At 68.2% G+C, this 14,357-nt stretch carries 16 protein-coding genes; 10 read left to right on the forward strand and 6 right to left on the reverse strand.

The window, feature by feature from the left end; genetic code table 11:
- Positions 1-2 precede the first annotated feature (2 nt).
- From cyoE to coxB, 3 genes are all read right to left on the reverse strand, one after another.
- Positions 3-986, reverse strand: a complete 984-nt coding sequence (gene cyoE / locus ACW18C_RS13580) for a heme o synthase (RefSeq protein ID WP_492071456.1) — start codon at positions 984-986, stop codon at positions 3-5.
- Between the two features lie 87 nt (positions 987-1,073).
- Positions 1,074-2,753 carry a cytochrome c oxidase subunit I gene (gene ctaD, locus ACW18C_RS13585; protein ID WP_008263055.1) on the reverse strand — a complete coding sequence of 560 codons (1,680 nt, stop codon included), beginning with the start codon at positions 2,751-2,753 and terminating at the stop codon, positions 1,074-1,076.
- A 15-nt stretch (positions 2,754-2,768) separates the two neighbouring features.
- Positions 2,769-3,815, reverse strand: coding sequence for a cytochrome c oxidase subunit II (gene coxB / locus ACW18C_RS13590; protein ID WP_492071458.1), 1,047 nt, complete (start codon positions 3,813-3,815; stop codon positions 2,769-2,771).
- A 273-nt stretch (positions 3,816-4,088) separates the two neighbouring features.
- Here coxB and ACW18C_RS13595 point away from each other — a divergent pair, with 273 nt between their 5' ends.
- The 5 genes from ACW18C_RS13595 to ACW18C_RS13615 all read left to right on the forward strand — a co-directional run bounded on the left by ACW18C_RS13595 (position 4,089) and on the right by ACW18C_RS13615 (position 7,834).
- Entirely contained in the window at positions 4,089-4,475 is a 387-nt protein-coding gene (locus ACW18C_RS13595) for a PadR family transcriptional regulator (protein WP_008261972.1), read from the forward strand.
- Entirely contained in the window at positions 4,472-5,077 is a 606-nt protein-coding gene (locus ACW18C_RS13600; RefSeq protein ID WP_492071461.1) for a DUF1700 domain-containing protein, read from the forward strand. The genes ACW18C_RS13595 and ACW18C_RS13600 overlap by 4 nt, the downstream gene beginning before the upstream one ends.
- Complete coding sequence (locus ACW18C_RS13605) at positions 5,074-5,856, forward strand: GIN domain-containing protein (protein ID WP_492071463.1); 783 nt, start codon at positions 5,074-5,076, stop codon at positions 5,854-5,856. Before ACW18C_RS13600 ends, ACW18C_RS13605 begins: the two co-directional genes overlap by 4 nt.
- Positions 5,857-5,963: 107 nt before the next feature.
- The gene (locus ACW18C_RS13610; RefSeq protein WP_492071464.1) at positions 5,964-6,995 is read left to right on the forward strand and encodes a UbiA family prenyltransferase; all 1,032 of its coding nucleotides are present in this window, start codon (positions 5,964-5,966) and stop codon (positions 6,993-6,995) included.
- Positions 6,996-7,006: 11 nt separating this feature from the next.
- Positions 7,007-7,834: an RsiV family protein gene (locus tag ACW18C_RS13615; protein WP_492071465.1), complete on the forward strand. Its 828-nt coding sequence runs from the start codon at positions 7,007-7,009 to the stop codon at positions 7,832-7,834.
- Here the strand turns inward: ACW18C_RS13615 and ACW18C_RS13620 are convergent, their stop codons facing one another.
- From ACW18C_RS13620 to ACW18C_RS13630, 3 genes are read right to left on the reverse strand one after another with little or no spacing between them, the layout of a single operon-like run.
- A complete protein-coding gene (locus ACW18C_RS13620; protein ID WP_492071466.1) occupies positions 7,835-8,767 on the reverse strand; it encodes an alpha/beta fold hydrolase in 933 nt (310 codons plus the stop codon). It abuts the gene before it with no gap.
- Between the two features lie 39 nt (positions 8,768-8,806).
- Complete coding sequence (locus tag ACW18C_RS13625; RefSeq protein WP_372705145.1) at positions 8,807-9,004, reverse strand: helix-turn-helix transcriptional regulator; 198 nt, start codon at positions 9,002-9,004, stop codon at positions 8,807-8,809.
- Positions 9,001-9,408 (reverse strand): hypothetical protein, encoded by a 408-nt coding sequence (locus ACW18C_RS13630; RefSeq protein ID WP_492071468.1) that lies wholly within the window; start codon positions 9,406-9,408, stop codon positions 9,001-9,003. The genes ACW18C_RS13625 and ACW18C_RS13630 overlap by 4 nt, the downstream gene beginning before the upstream one ends.
- Before the next feature lie 127 nt (positions 9,409-9,535).
- Here ACW18C_RS13630 and ACW18C_RS13635 point away from each other — a divergent pair, with 127 nt between their 5' ends.
- The 5 genes from ACW18C_RS13635 (at position 9,536) to pgm (ending at position 14,270) form a co-directional block, all read left to right on the forward strand.
- A complete protein-coding gene (locus ACW18C_RS13635) occupies positions 9,536-10,504 on the forward strand; it encodes a fatty acid desaturase family protein (RefSeq protein ID WP_492071469.1) in 969 nt (322 codons plus the stop codon).
- Positions 10,501-11,151 (forward strand): class I SAM-dependent methyltransferase, encoded by a 651-nt coding sequence (locus ACW18C_RS13640; protein ID WP_492071471.1) that lies wholly within the window; start codon positions 10,501-10,503, stop codon positions 11,149-11,151. Before ACW18C_RS13635 ends, ACW18C_RS13640 begins: the two co-directional genes overlap by 4 nt.
- 55 nt (positions 11,152-11,206) lie before the next feature.
- On the forward strand, positions 11,207-11,605 hold the full coding sequence (locus ACW18C_RS13645) for a hypothetical protein (protein ID WP_492071472.1): 399 nt from the start codon (positions 11,207-11,209) through the stop codon (positions 11,603-11,605).
- A gap of 66 nt (positions 11,606-11,671) precedes the next feature.
- Positions 11,672-12,526 carry a KPN_02809 family neutral zinc metallopeptidase gene (gene ypfJ, locus ACW18C_RS13650; RefSeq protein ID WP_492071474.1) on the forward strand — a complete coding sequence of 285 codons (855 nt, stop codon included), beginning with the start codon at positions 11,672-11,674 and terminating at the stop codon, positions 12,524-12,526.
- A 103-nt stretch (positions 12,527-12,629) separates the two neighbouring features.
- The gene (gene pgm, locus ACW18C_RS13655; protein WP_492071475.1) at positions 12,630-14,270 is read left to right on the forward strand and encodes a phosphoglucomutase (alpha-D-glucose-1,6-bisphosphate-dependent); all 1,641 of its coding nucleotides are present in this window, start codon (positions 12,630-12,632) and stop codon (positions 14,268-14,270) included.
- Positions 14,271-14,357 lie beyond the last annotated feature (87 nt).

Genomic DNA, 14,357 nt, shown 5'->3' on the forward strand with positions numbered 1-14,357 from the left:
GTTCAGGCTCCCAGGCCCGCCACCGCCTCGACCAGAAAGGCCGAGAACAGGGCGACCAGATACAGGATCGAAAAGGCGAACAGGTCACGCGCCGGTTTGGCCTGGGCCTTCACATCATACAATGCGGCCTCGCGTCCCACCGTATCGGCCTTGTCCGGCTCGTCGCCGGCGCGCGAGCGATACAGCCGCCAGGCCAGGCCCAGGAAGCCCAGGCCGCCGGCGACCGACACGACCGCGTAGATCAGTCCGCCCATGCCCACCAGGGCCGGCGCCACGGCCGAGGCGATGAAGACCAGGGAATAGATCAGGATCTGCAACCGCGTGGACTTGGCCCCCCGCGCCACCGGCATCATCGGTATCCCCGCCTTGGCGTAGTCGCCGGCCGAATACAGCGCCAGGGCCCACGAGTGCGGCGGGGTCCACAGGAAGATGATCAGGAACAGCAGCCAGGCCTGCCACGGCGCCTGGCCCGTCGCCGCCGCCCAGCCGATCACCGGCGGAAAGGCGCCCGCCGCCCCGCCGATGACAATGTTCTGCGGCGTCCGACGCTTCAGCAGCAGGGTGTAGAAGCCGGCGTAATAGACGATGGTCAGGGCCAGCAGACCGGCCGCGAACCAGTTGGTGTTCATCCCCAGCAGCATGACCGAGAACAGGCTGAGGATGACGCCATAGGCCATGGCGTCATTCTTTCTGACCCGCCCCGCCGCCACCGGCCGACCGCGCGTGCGCCGCATCAGGGCGTCGGTCTCGCCCTCCAGCGCCATGTTCAGCGACCCGGCGGCGCCCGCGCCCACGGCGATGCACAGGATGGCGATGGCGGCGACCAGCGGGTTCATCGATCCCGGTGCCATGACCAGTCCGGTCGCGGCGGTGAAGACCACCACAGACATGACGCGCGGCTTCAGCAGCTGGAAGAAGTCTTCCGGCTGGGCGGTCGAGAGCGCGGGGCGGGTCTGGACGTCCTGGGTCATGGGTTCGGGTGTCATGGATGAGGGCCGCATAGCATACCCCAAAGCAGAAGGCCGCCCCTTCCGTGGAAAGAGCGGCCCGCCGTTCGGAATGTCAGCCCGGGATCAGTGCTCGTCGCCCTTGACCACCGGCAGTTCGTTGAACTGGTGGGTCGGCGGCGGCGAGGACAGGGTCCATTCCAGGGTCGTGGCGCCCTCGCCCCACGGATTGGCGACGCCCGGCCGGCGGCGAATGGCGGCCTCGGCCAGCATGACCAGGAAGACCAGCACCCCCACGGCCGTGATCGCGTAACCGATCGACGAGATCTGGTTCCACAGGGTGAAGGCGTCCGGGTAGTCGATATAGCGGCGCGGCATCCCTTGCAGGCCCAGGAAATGCTGCGGGAAGAACACCAGGTTCACGCCCACGAACATGATCCAGAAATGGGTCGCGCCCAGGAACTCGTTGTACTTCACCCCGAACATCTTCTCGAACCAGTAGTAGAAGCCCGCGAAGATGGCGAAGACGGCGCCCAGCGACAGCACATAGTGGAAGTGGGCCACCACGTAATAGGTGTCGTGCAGGCTGTAATCGATGCCGGCGTTCGACAGGACCACGCCGGTCACCCCGCCGACGGTGAACAGGAAGATGAAGCCGATGGCCCACAGCATGGGCGTCTTGAAGCTGATGGAGCCGCCCCACATGGTGGCGATCCAGCTGAAGATCTTCACCCCGGTCGGCACGGCGATGATCATGGTCGCGGCGATGAAATAGGCGCGCAGGTTCACGCTCATTCCGACCGTGTACATGTGGTGCGCCCAGACCACGAAGCCGACGAAGCCGATGGCCACCATGGCGTAGGCCATGGCCAGGTATCCGAACACCGGCTTGCGGCTGAAGGTCGAGACGATGTGGCTGATGATGCCGAAGCCCGGCAGGATCAGGATGTAGACCTCCGGGTGGCCGAAGAACCAGAACAGGTGCTGGTACATGATCGGGTCGCCGCCGCCGGCCGGGTCGAAAAAGTGGGTGCCGAAGTTGCGGTCGGTCAGCAGCATGGTGATGGCGCCGGCCAGGACGGGCAGCGACAGCAGCAGCAGGAAGGCGGTGATCAGCACCGACCAGGCGAACAGCGGCATCCGGTGCAGGGTCATGCCCGGCGCGCGCATGTTCAGGATGGTGGTGATGAAGTTGATCGCGCCCAGGATGGAGCTGGCGCCCGCGACGTGCAGGGCGAAGATGGCCAGGTCGAAGGCCGGGCCGACGTGGCCCACCGTCGACAGGGGCGGATAGGCCGTCCAGCCCCCGCCGAAGCCCTTGCCCGGCCCGCCGTCGACGAACATCGACAGGATCAACAGGCACCAGGCGGCGACCAGCAGCCAGAAGGAGATGTTGTTCATGCGCGGGAAGGCCATGTCCGGCGCCCCGATCATGATCGGCACGAACCAGTTGCCGAAGCCGCCGATCATGGCGGGCATGACCATGAAGAAGATCATGATCAGGGCGTGGGCGGTGACCACCGCATTATAGCCGTGCTTGGACTGCTCCACGAGACCCAGAAGCTGGATCGACGAGCCTTCCTTGAAGATCTGGATTCCCGGCTCGGCCAGCTCCCAGCGGATCAGGCCCGACAGCGCCCCGCCCACAATGCCCGCCATGATGGCGAACATCAGATACAGGGTGCCGATGTCCTTGTGATTGGTGGACAGGAACCAGCGCGTGAAGAAGCCCACCTTGTGATCGTCGTGGTGGTGGGCGTCGTGGGCGGGAAGGACGTCGCGGGTCGAAACGGTTGCGTCAGCCATGGAACTGCTCGCCTCTTACTGGGCGGCCGGCGCGGCGGAGGCCACGGCGGGAGCGGGTTGAACGGTCGGCGCGGTCGGCGTCGTCGCCGTCTGGGCGGTGGGTATGCCGGTCTGGGCGCCGGCTTCGGGGCCGGTCGTCGCCGTACCGACCACGGGGGCGCCGGTCGTGCCGGCCTCGACCTGGGCGGCGGTTCCGCCCGGCGCGGCCTCGGCCGTCTTCGGCGTCATGGAGCCGCCCTTGGAGGCGATCCAGCGTTCGAACTCGGCCTGGGTCACGACATTGATCTGGATCGGCATGAAAGCGTGATCGACGCCGCACAGTTCCGAGCACTGGCCGTAGAAGACGCCGGTGCGCTCGGCCTTGAACCAGGTCTCGTTGACCCGGCCGGGCACGGCGTCGGTCTTCAGGCCGAAGGCCGGCAGGGCCACGGCGTGGATGACGTCGGACGCCGTGATCAGCAGACGCACCGTCTTGCCGACCGGCACCACCATCGGCTCGTCCGCCGCCAGGCGATAGACGGCGTGCGACAGGCCGCGCTCGGCCAGTTCGCCTTCCGGCACCATGTTGGAGATGTACTCGGCCACGCCCTGGTCGGGATATTCATAGGCCCAGGTCCACTGGTTGCCCGTCACCTTCACCGTCAGATCCGGTTCCGGCATGTCGTGATAGGCGAACAGCAGGCGGAAGGAGAACAGCGAAATCCCCACCAGGATCACCACCGGCAGAACGGTCCAGATGATCTCGACCGTGGTGTTGTGGCTCCAGCGCGCGGGCGTCGGATTGGATCTCTTGTTGTAGCGGAACACGATCCAGGCCAGCAGGCCCAGCACCAGCAGGGTGATGCCGGTGATGACGGGCATCAGGACGATGTCATGGAACCAGATGGCGTCGTGCTTCAGCGGCGCGGCGGCCGGCTGAAGATCGATGCCGCCCGGCGTCGGCTGGCCCATCAGATCCTGCGCCCACGTCGGCGCGGCGGAGAACAGTGCGATCCCGACGGCTGTCGTCGCCGCCGTCGCTCCTGCCTTCGCTCTTCCCAGGGCTCGCGTCCCCATTCCCATACGAAGTCCCCACAATATCGTTTTTCAGCAGAGACTTGAGAACGAATCTCAAGTCTTCGCGCGGGCGTGTTCTCCACCCGTCACTTCCTTGAGTCCCTATCGGATCGCCCTTCGCTTGCCAAGCGATCCCCGCTCCATCCGCCGCAAACTCGCCCCAAACCCGTCCGCCCCCTCATCGAACCCCGTTGGATTAAACCTTCGTCATGTTTAAACAGGTACCTTGCGTCGCAAGGTACCTTGTCGTACTCAATCTCCATCAAAGGAGACATCGAGGTGACCGAAACCATCGAGATACAGCTGAAGAAGGGGGTTCTGGGACTTTGCGTCCTGGCGCTTCTGAACCGGGCCGACAGCTACGCCTACGAGATCGCCAGCCGCCTGTCGGACGCGATCGATATGGGGGAAGGCACCATCTACCCCCTGATGCGGCGGATGCAGTCGGACGGACAGGTCGAGACCTATCTGGTCGAATCCTCGTCCGGCCCGTCCCGCAAATACTATCGCCTGACCGACGCCGGACGGACGGCCCTCGCCGCCCAGACCGCCGAATGGTCGGCCTTCACCCAGGCTGTCGACGCCGTCCTGGCGAGCGACGCGAACACGATCCAGGCTTCGGCGCCCCAGGCGGCCGAGGCTCAACCGGAGGAAACGGAACAATGACGCGCGCGGAATTCATCGCCCGTCTCAGAAGCGGCCTGGTCGGCCTTCCGACCGCCACGGCGACCGACATCGTCGCCGACTATGAGACCCATTTCGCCGACGGTCTGGCCGCCGGCCGCACCGAGGCCGAGGTGGCCGCCGCCCTGGGCGATCCCGGCCGGCTGGCCCGCGAGCTGAAGGCCGAGGCCGGGATCCAGCGCTGGCGCCAGGAGAAGAACCCCTCCGCCGCCGCGGCCGCCGTCTTCGCGGTCCTGGGCCTGGGGGCCATCGACATCCTGATCCTCCTGCCCATTCTGATGGGCGTGGTCGGGACCCTCTTCGGCTTCTTCATCGCCGCCATCGCCCTGTTCATCTCGGGCGGCGGCGTCATGGTGGCCGGTCCCTTCGCCGGCTTCCCCGGCGGCCCGTTCGCGGCGGTCCTGATGGGTCTGGGCCTGATGGCCGGGGCCGTCTTCATCGGCGCCCTTCTGACCATCGTCACCATCTGGCTGGTCAACGGGATCGTCTGGTTCGCCCGCCTGCACTACCGGCTGCTCAAGCCGGCGCTCGAACCCCAAACTGAAACCCAATCTGACGTCTCGAGCACGGGAGGCTCGCTATGATCCGCACACTGTTCATCATCGCCGGCGCCGCCCTGGTGCTCTGCATGGTCACCCTGGGCGGCACCATCGCCCTCGGCGGCCACGACCTGCAACGCCACGGCTGGGCCTGGACCATCAAGGACCGGGACGGCGAGTCGATCCGCTTCGAACGGGTCAGGGGCGGCGGGACCGACGATCTCGGCCCCTTCACCACCCGCACCCTGGCCTGGACCGGCGGCGAGGCCCTGACCATCGATTCCAGCATCGACGTCGAATACGTCCAGGGGCCGGCCAATACCGTGGTCATCACCGGGCCCAAGGGGCTGACCGACCGCGTCACCCTGACGGATGGCCGCCTGTCCATGGGCGACGGCGACGAACGGATCGTGTTCGGCTGGGACAACGGAAACTTCTCCGCCCGGTCGGAACGCGACGAGCTGCGCGTCGTCGTCACGGCGCCCAATGTCCGCCGCTTCGCCTCCAACGGCTCGGGCGACCTGGACATCAGCGGCTATGACCAGCCCTCGATGGCCCTGTCGATCTCGGGTTCGGCCGATGTCACCGCCTCGGGCCGCACCGACGCCCTGGACCTCGACATCGCCGGCTCGGGCGACGCCGATCTTCGGGCTCTGGACGCCAAGGACGCCAAGGTCGACATCGCCGGCTCCGGCGACGCCGACATCGCCCCCACCGGCGACGTCCAGGTCAGCATCGCCGGCTCCGGCGACGTCAGCCTGGCGACCCGTCCAGCCAAGCTGACCAGCGAAATCGCCGGCTCCGGCGACGTCTATCAGAACTGAAAGGACCAGACCCTCCCTCGCTTGCGGGGGAGGGTCCGCGACTGCATGAACGTGGTGCGGGACTGAACCTTCTTCACCCTGCCCTTCATTCCCGCTAAGCCATGCCCATGACCTCCGCCCCTCTTCCCGACGCCGGCGCCAACTGGGTGGATCGCCATGCGCCGCAGCGGCTGAAGCCCTGGCTGAAGCTGGGCCGGTTCGACCGGCCCATCGGCATCTGGCTGCTGCTGTTGCCCGGCTGGCAGGGCGTCACCCTCGCCCTGACCCAGTATCGGCAGGCGCCCGGCCTCTATGACCTATGGCTGTTCGTCGGTTTCGGCATCGGCGCCTGTCTGATGCGCGCCGCCGGTTGCGCCTTCAATGACATCGTCGATCGCGACTTCGACGCCCAGGTCGCCCGCACCGCGCTCCGCCCCATCCCCGCCGGCCTGATCAGCGTCAAACAGGCCTGGGCCTTCGTGATCGGCTGCAGCCTGATCAGCCTGCTGATCCTGCTGACCCTGCCCGTCGTCGCCATTGCCCTCGGCGTCGGCTCCCTGGCCCTGGTCGCCGCCTACCCCTTCATGAAGCGGATCACCTGGTGGCCCCAGGCCTGGCTGGGCCTGACCTTCAACTGGGGCGCCCTGATGGGCTTCGCCGCCGCCCTGCCCCTGGCCGCCGCTGCCCTACTGCTGCCAGCCGACATCCTGGGCGAGTTCCGCCCCTTCCTCTGGTCCGCCCCCAGCGGCAGCGACCACGCCGTCACCCTGGTCTGGCAGGCCTATATCCCCGCCGTCCTCCTCTACCTCGGCGGCGTCTTCTGGACCCTGGGCTACGACACCATCTACGCCCTTCAGGATATCGAGGACGACGCCATGGTCGGGGTCAAATCCTCGGCCCGCCGCCTGGCCTCGGCCGTCCGCCCCGGCGTGGCCGTCTTCTATGTCGTCAGCCTGGTCCTGGCCGTCCTGGCCGGTCTGTCAGCCGGACTCGGCCCCCTGTTCTGGCTGGGTCTGGCCGCCTACGCCGCCCATCTGGCCCGCCAGGTCGTCCGCCTCGACCGCACCGACGGCGCCCTGGCGCTGAAACTGTTCAAGTCCAATCGCGAGGCCGGCTTCATCCTGCTGGCCGCCCTCGCCCTCGGATCCATCGGCCTGTGAAGGAGTCTCCCATGAACCGTTCCGTTCGCATCCTGCTGCTGTCCGTCGCCGTCGCGGCCACCGTCGCCGCCTGCCAAAGGCGCGACGACAAGGTCGAGGCTCCGGCCCCCGCCCCGGCCGCGCCCGTCAACCCGGCCGCAGCCGGCGCGCCGATGAGTTTCGACTCCAAGACCCAGTACGCCACGGTCAAACTGACCCTGCCGGACGCGATCAAGTCCAAGCCCGACCTGCACGCCCCCCTCTACGCCGCCGCCGTGCGCGACCTGCGCCAGTTCTCCGAAGGCGCCCAGGCCGACCTGTCCGAGGCCGGCGGCGGCCCCGGCGGCTACGAGAAGACCATCGCCTTCGACCCCGGCGCCGAGACCGGCAAGCTGTTCAGCCTGGCCCGCACCGATTTCGAGTTCACCGGCGGCGCCCACCCCAACACCAGCTTCTCGGCCGTGCTGTGGGACAAGGCGATGAAGAAGCGGCTGGGCTTCGCCGACCTGTTCCGCCCCGGCGCCGATCTGGCGGGCCTGGACAAGGCCCTGTGCGACGCCGCCAACGCCGCCAAACAGGCCCGCTCGCCGGGGTCGGAGACCGCGACCCTGGGCGGCAAGATGTGGACCTGCCCCAAGGCCGTCGCCACCCCCTTCGTCCTGACGCCGGGCACGACGCCGGGCAAGGCGGGCGGGATCACCTTCCTGCTCGGCGCCTATCAGATCGGCCCCTATTCGGACGGCCCCTACCAGATCGCCCTGCCCCAGTCGGTCTTCCGCTCCCTGCTGAACCCCGCCTACGCCGACGAGTTCGCCGGCGCGCCGGTCAAGGCGGGGGACGTGACGCCGAAGAACGGCTGATCAGTCGGCCAGGAACTGATCCACCAGTTCGGAGAACCGCTGGGGCTGGTCGGCCATGATGAAATGCCGGCTGCCGTCGACGCGGATCAGCTTGACGCCGGGCAGGGTCGCATATTCGTGACCCCAGGCCTGATCCGCCTGGGCGGCCGGCGCCCCGCCGTCGGCGTCCGAGGCGTAGAGGGCGGTCACCGGCACGCTCAGGCTCGCAAGACCTGGCCGCGCATCCGTCAGCAGGACATCCCGCATCGCCGCCGCCATGGCCTTGCGGTCCGACCCGGTCGTCCAGTCGACCAGCCTGACCCGCAGCGCGGCGTCCCGCGTCATGCCCTGGGCGCTGCCGACCTGGGCGGCGCGGAACGACTCGGCCGAGAGGGCCAGAAGGGTCTGCGCCGTCTGCTCCGCCGCCGGTCTCATGGCCTCGACCGTCACCTGCGGCCCCCGCAGCGCGCCGAAGAAGGGCAAACTGTCCACGCTCATCAACCGGCCGACAGCCTCAGGATGCTGCTGCGCCAGCACCAGCCCAGCCAGGGCGCCCATCGAATGACCGATCACCGCCGGTCGCTCCAACCCTTGACTGCGGATGTAGCGGTCCAGTTCTTCGACCACCGGCTGGACGAAGGGACCGTCGCCATGGCTCCAGGCCTCGCCCGCGAAGCCCGCCAGCTGCACCAGATGGACCCGGTGCGTCGCCTTCAGCCGATCCGCCGTGGTCCGCCACACCTCCCGCGAACAGCCGAAGCCGGGGATCAGGATCACATCGGGGCCCGCCCCCACCACCTCGACCGACAGCCTGTCCGAGACGAAGGCCGGCGCCTGGGCGCTTGGCTGGGCGAAGGCGGCGGTGACGCCGACCACCAGCGACGGGGTGCAGACCGCCAGGCCGAACAGAGCGGCGCGCAGGCGCGGGCGCGCCTTGAAGAAGGCGTTGAACATCGGATGTCTCCCTTGGATTTTAGGTTTGGTCCGCCGCCGTCAGGCGTGCGGGTTCTCGAAAATCTCTTCCACCGGCCGCTCGAAGACCGCCGCGATCCGGTAGGCCAGGTCCAGCGACGGATCATGCCGCTCGGTCTCCAGGGCGATCACCGCCTGTCGCGACACGCCCAGCGCCTGGCCCAGTTGCTCCTGCGTCCAGCCGCGCTCGACGCGCAGCAGTTTCAGCCGGTTCTTCATCGGCTGCTCCGGATGAAGGGCGCGGTCAGGCCGTACATGCCCCAGAACAGCGGCACGATCAGCCAGGTCTGCATATGCGGCGCGCCGGCGAAGCTCTCCCCGAACCCCCAGAAGGTGGCGACCGCCATGGCCAGTCCCGAGGCGACGATGAACTGTTTCGCCGTCACGCCTCGCACGAACTCATCGCTCTCCCGCATCAGCGAAAGCACCGCCCAGATCTGGCCGATCACCGGCGCAGAGACCACCGCCGCCAGCCCCCAGGCCGCCGGCTTTCCCATCACCTCGTCAAAGGCGTCGGTCGTCATCATGGCCACGCAAATGGCCACATAGGGGATGGTGAACGCCATGATGCGAATGACATATCGCCGGTGCGCCGGTGTTCCGTTCTTCCATGCTGCAAACATCGTCGGTCTCCTTGTGTAAGGACAACCTGACACCAACCAAATGTCATGTCAACCTGACTTTTTGTAATGCGTACCTAACGTAATTGCGTTGCTTTTCTAGACGCGCGTCAAGGCCTAGACTGCCCCCATGCTCGCCGCTCCGCGCATCGCTCCGTCAGCCCTGTTCACACCCGAGGAATGGGCTCCGTTCCAGGCCCGCTCGGCATGGGTCGGGCCGCTGCTGGTCGCCCACTGCTGGGCCGTGATCGCGATTGCGGTCGTCACGGGCGTGCTGATCCCCTGGCTGATCCCGCTGTGCGTCATGGTGATCGGCACGCGCCAGTTGGGCCTGGCGATCCTGATGCACGAGGCGGCGCACGGCGGCCTGTCCCGGAACCTGCGGCTGAACGATTTTCTCGGCCACTGGCTGTGCGCCGTGCCCATCGGCGCCAGCCTGACCGCCTATCGCCCCTATCACCTGGCCCACCACCGCTTCGCCCAGCAGCCGGAGGATCCCGACCTGATGCTGTCGGCGCCCTTCCCCGTCTCGCCCGCCTCCCTGCGGCGCAAGCTGATCCGCGACCTGACCGGCCAGACCTTCTTCAAGCAGCGGGTGCTGCTGCCGCTGGCCCAACGGCGCTCAGGCAGCCCGAAGGGCGATAGCGCACAAACAATGAGCGATAGCGCCCACCAATATGAGGCCGTCGTCACCGGCCGCTCGGTCCTGCCCTTCCTCGCCTTCAACGCCCTCTTGCTGGCGGGCTTCGTCGCGGCGGGGGTCTGGTGGGCCTTCTTCGCCTTGTGGCTGCTGCCGATGGCGACCTGGTTCCCGATGGTGACGCGGCTGAGAAACATCGCCGAACACGCCTGCGTCGAGGGCTCGGCCGCCGACGCCTTCCGCGCCGCCCGCACCACCCGCGCCGCCTGGTGGGAGCGCGCCTTCATCGCCCCCTACTGGGTCAATTTCCACGCCGAACATCACCTGTTCATGCATGTGCCGTGCTGGAAGCTGCCGGCCCTGCACCGCGCCGTCCACGCCCGTCCCCAGGCCGCCGGCATGGAGGTCGCGCCCGGGTATGCCGACGTGCTGAAGACCGCGACGCGTCGCCGGGCATGACCATCCCCGATCCGGCCGCCTTCATCCACGCCAACACACGTCTCCAGCCCGTGCCCCATGCGCCGGAGATCTCGCTGTGGCTGGCGGACGAGATCACGCCGATCTGGCGGATGACGGAAGAGGAACTGGGCGAACTGGGCCTGCCGCCGCCCTTCTGGGCCTTCGCCTGGGCCGGCGGCCAGGCGCTGAGCCGCTATCTGCTGGATCACCCGCAAGAGGTCGTCGGCAAGCGGGTGCTGGACTTCGCGACCGGTTCGGGCCTGGTCGGGGTGGCGGCCATGCGGGCGGGCGCCGCCTCGGTCCTGTGCGCCGACATCGATCCCTTCTGCCAGGCCGCCGTCGCCGCCAACGCCCAGGCCAACGGCGTGGTCCTGGACTTCACACCGCTCAATCTGCTGGACGCCCCGCCGCCGGCCGTGGACGTCATCTGCGCCGGCGACATCTGCTACGAAAAGCCGATGACCGAGGCCGTGCTGGCCTGGCTGGGCCAGGCCCGCGCCGCCGGAACCCGTGTCCTGATCGGCGATCCCGGCCGCACCTATTTTCCCCGCTCGGGCCTGGATTTCCTGGCCGAATACAGCGTGCCGACGACCAGAGAACTGGAGGACCTGGAAATCAAGCGATCCTCCGTCTGGGCCATGCCCTGATGTCACGGCGCGGCCGCGCTTGCCTCTCGCGCCGTCGCCGCCCATCTTCAAGGACATGAGACCGATCACGACCCTTTCCATAGTGATCGCCGCCATGGCCTCCAGCGCCGTGGCGCAAACCCCGCCCTATGTCCCGCCTTACGCCGCGCCCTACGGCGCCTATCCCGGCGGCGGTCCTGCGGCGATCGCCGACCAGCATCGCTATGAAAACGACCGGCTGCGGCGACAATCCGAGGCCAACGCCGTCCTGGCCCGACAGCAGCAGATCGAAACCCGTCAGCGCCTGATGCAGATCGAAGCCGCGCGCGAACCGACCGTGTCGCCGGCCGTCCCCGCCCGCCCCCTGTATGACGTCGCCCAGGAGCGCAGCCTGCGCGAAGGCGCCGCCGCTCGTCGCCAACAGACCCGCCAGGGCGTGACCCAGATCGACGACTGGCTGGATCGGCCGAACTGACGCATCCCTTCCCTTTCCTCCTCGTTCCGGCCTAGCTTCAAGACGGATCAGGCGGAGGGAACGGGCATGCGCTGGCAGGGCGGACGGACAGGCGGCGGCGGGGTCGAGGATCGGCGCGGTCTCGGCGGCGGGGCGCTGGCGGGCGGCGGGATCGGCGTCGGGGTCCTGGCGATCATCGGCTATCTCGTGTTCGGCATAGATCCGGCGACCACAACCCAGTTGGCCAGCCAGTTCGGCGGCGTCGGCGCCGAGCAGCAGCAGGGTCAGGTCGGGACGCCTGAAGATCAGGCCGGTCGGTTCGTCGATGTCGTCGGGGGCAATATCAACGACGTCTGGACCCAGAAGCTGAACGGCTACGAACCGCCCAAGGTGGTCATCTATGAACAGGGCACATCGACCGGCTGCGGCTTCGGCCAATCGGCCATGGGCCCCTTCTATTGCCCGACCGACAAGACCGTCTATCTGGACCTGGGCTTCTGGCAGGAGATGGAGACGCAACTGGGCGCCTCGGGCGCCGACTTCGCCCGCGCCTATGTCATCGCCCACGAGTTCGGCCACCACGTCCAGACCCTGACCGGAACCTCGGCCCAGGTCCGTCAGGCCCAGCAGCGCGCGCAAGGGGAAGCCGAAGCCAACCAGTATTCCGTCGCGCTGGAGCTTCAGGCCGATTGCTACGCCGGCGTCTGGGCCAGAAACGCCTCGGCCGTCTCAAACGGCCAGGTCGCCCTGGAGCCCGGCGACATCGAGGAAGGCATGAAGACCGCCCAGGCCATCGGCGACGACACCCTGCAACGCCGGGGCGGCGGGCGCGTTTCGCCAGAGAGCTTCACCCACGGCTCCGCAGCCCAGCGGGTCGAGTGGCTGCAACGCGGCTATCAGTCGGGCGACCCGGCCGTCTGCGACACCTTCAGCGGCGCCTGAACAAGGTTTTCGGTGATGGATTCTGCGGGTTGCGGGTGTGGTCCCGCGCCCCTAACACCGCCTCGCGCGCCCCAGCGACGCACAGACCGACGGATACACTCTCATGCACGCTCGCGCCGGCCGCCAGGCCCTACCGGAAGACCTGATCGACCTCGACGCCCTGATCGGCGCCTATGGATCCGGCCGGCCCGACATGGCCGACCCGGCCCAGCGGGTGGTGTTCGGCACCTCGGGACACCGGGGCTCGGCTCTGGACGGCGCCTTTACCGAGAGCCACATCCTGGCCATCGCCCAGGCGGTCGCCGAATATCGCGCGGCGCAGGGGATCGACGGCCCGCTGTTCGTCGGGCGCGACACCCACGGCCTGTCCGAACCCGCCTGGCGCACTACGCTGGAGGTGCTGGTCGGCAATGGCGTCGAGGTGCTGATCGACGCCCGTGACGGCTTCACCCCGACCCCGGCCGTGTCCCACGCCATCCTGGCCTACAACCGCGCCAATACGCGCCAGGCCGACGGGATCCTGATCACCCCGTCGCACAATCCGCCCCGCGACGGCGGCATCAAATACAATCCCCCCTCCGGCGGTCCGGCCGGGAGCGACGCCACCGGCGCCATCGCCGCCCGCGCCAATCAGCTGATCGAGGGCGGCCTGGCCGAGGTGAAGCGCGTCCCGTTCGACAGGGCTTACGCCACGGCGGGCCGGTTCGACTTCCTGGGCGCCTATATCGACGACCTGCCCAGCGTGCTGGACCTGGACGCCATCCGCGACGCCGGGGTCCGCATGGGGGCCGATCCGCTGGGCGGAGCGGCCGTGGCCTATTGGGGCGAGATCGCCGATCGCCACCGGCTGAACCTGACCGTGGTCAACGACGCCGTCGATCCGCGCTGGGCCTTCATGCCGCTGGACGCCGACGGCAAGATCCGCATGGACTGTTCATCGCCCAGCGCCATGGCCAATCTGATCCAGATGATGCAGGGCGGATCGGCCTATGATCTGGCCTTCGGCAATGACGCCGACGCGGACCGCCACGGCATCGTCACGCCCGACGGCGGCCTGATGAACCCCAATCATTTCCTGGCGGCGGCCGTCGCCTATCTGTTCGTCAACCGTCCCGGCTGGGGCCCGGACGTGGCGGTGGGCAAGACCCTGGTCTCGTCTTCGATGATAGACCGCGTCGTCGCCGGCATGGGCCGCCGCCTGCTGGAGGTGCCCGTCGGGTTCAAGCATTTCGTGCCCGGCCTGCTGGACGGAACCGTCGGCTTCGGCGGCGAGGAATCGGCCGGGGCGACCTTCCTCCGGCGCGACGGCACGGCCTGGTCCACAGACAAGGACGGCCTGCTGCTGTGTCTGCTGGCGGCCGAGATCCAGGCCCGCACGGGTCAGAGCGCCAGCCAGCTCTATGCCGGCCTGACCGAACAATACGGCGCTCCCGCCTATGCCCGGATCGACGCCCCCGCAGATCGGACGCAGAAGGCGCGTCTGGCCGCCTTGAGCTCCGCCGACGTCGCCGCCACCACCACCCTGGCCGGTCAGCCGATCACCGACATCCTGACCAAGGCCCCCGGCAATGGCGAGGCCATCGGCGGGCTCAAGGTCGTGACCGCCGACGCCTGGTTCGCCGCCCGCCCGTCGGGCACCGAGGACGTGTACAAGATCTACGCAGAGTCCTTCCTGGGAGCGGATCACCTGGCCCAGGTCCAGGCCGAGGCCAAGACGCTCGTGGCCGCCGCCCTGGCGGGCTGAAGGGCTTCAGGCTTGACTTTACGTCCGCGAACCTCCATTTGCGCTGCGTCGCACAATCGCGATCTCCGGCGTCTCCAGCGCGTGTAA

Source organism: Brevundimonas sp. FV1ye7S (assembly GCF_058680995.1).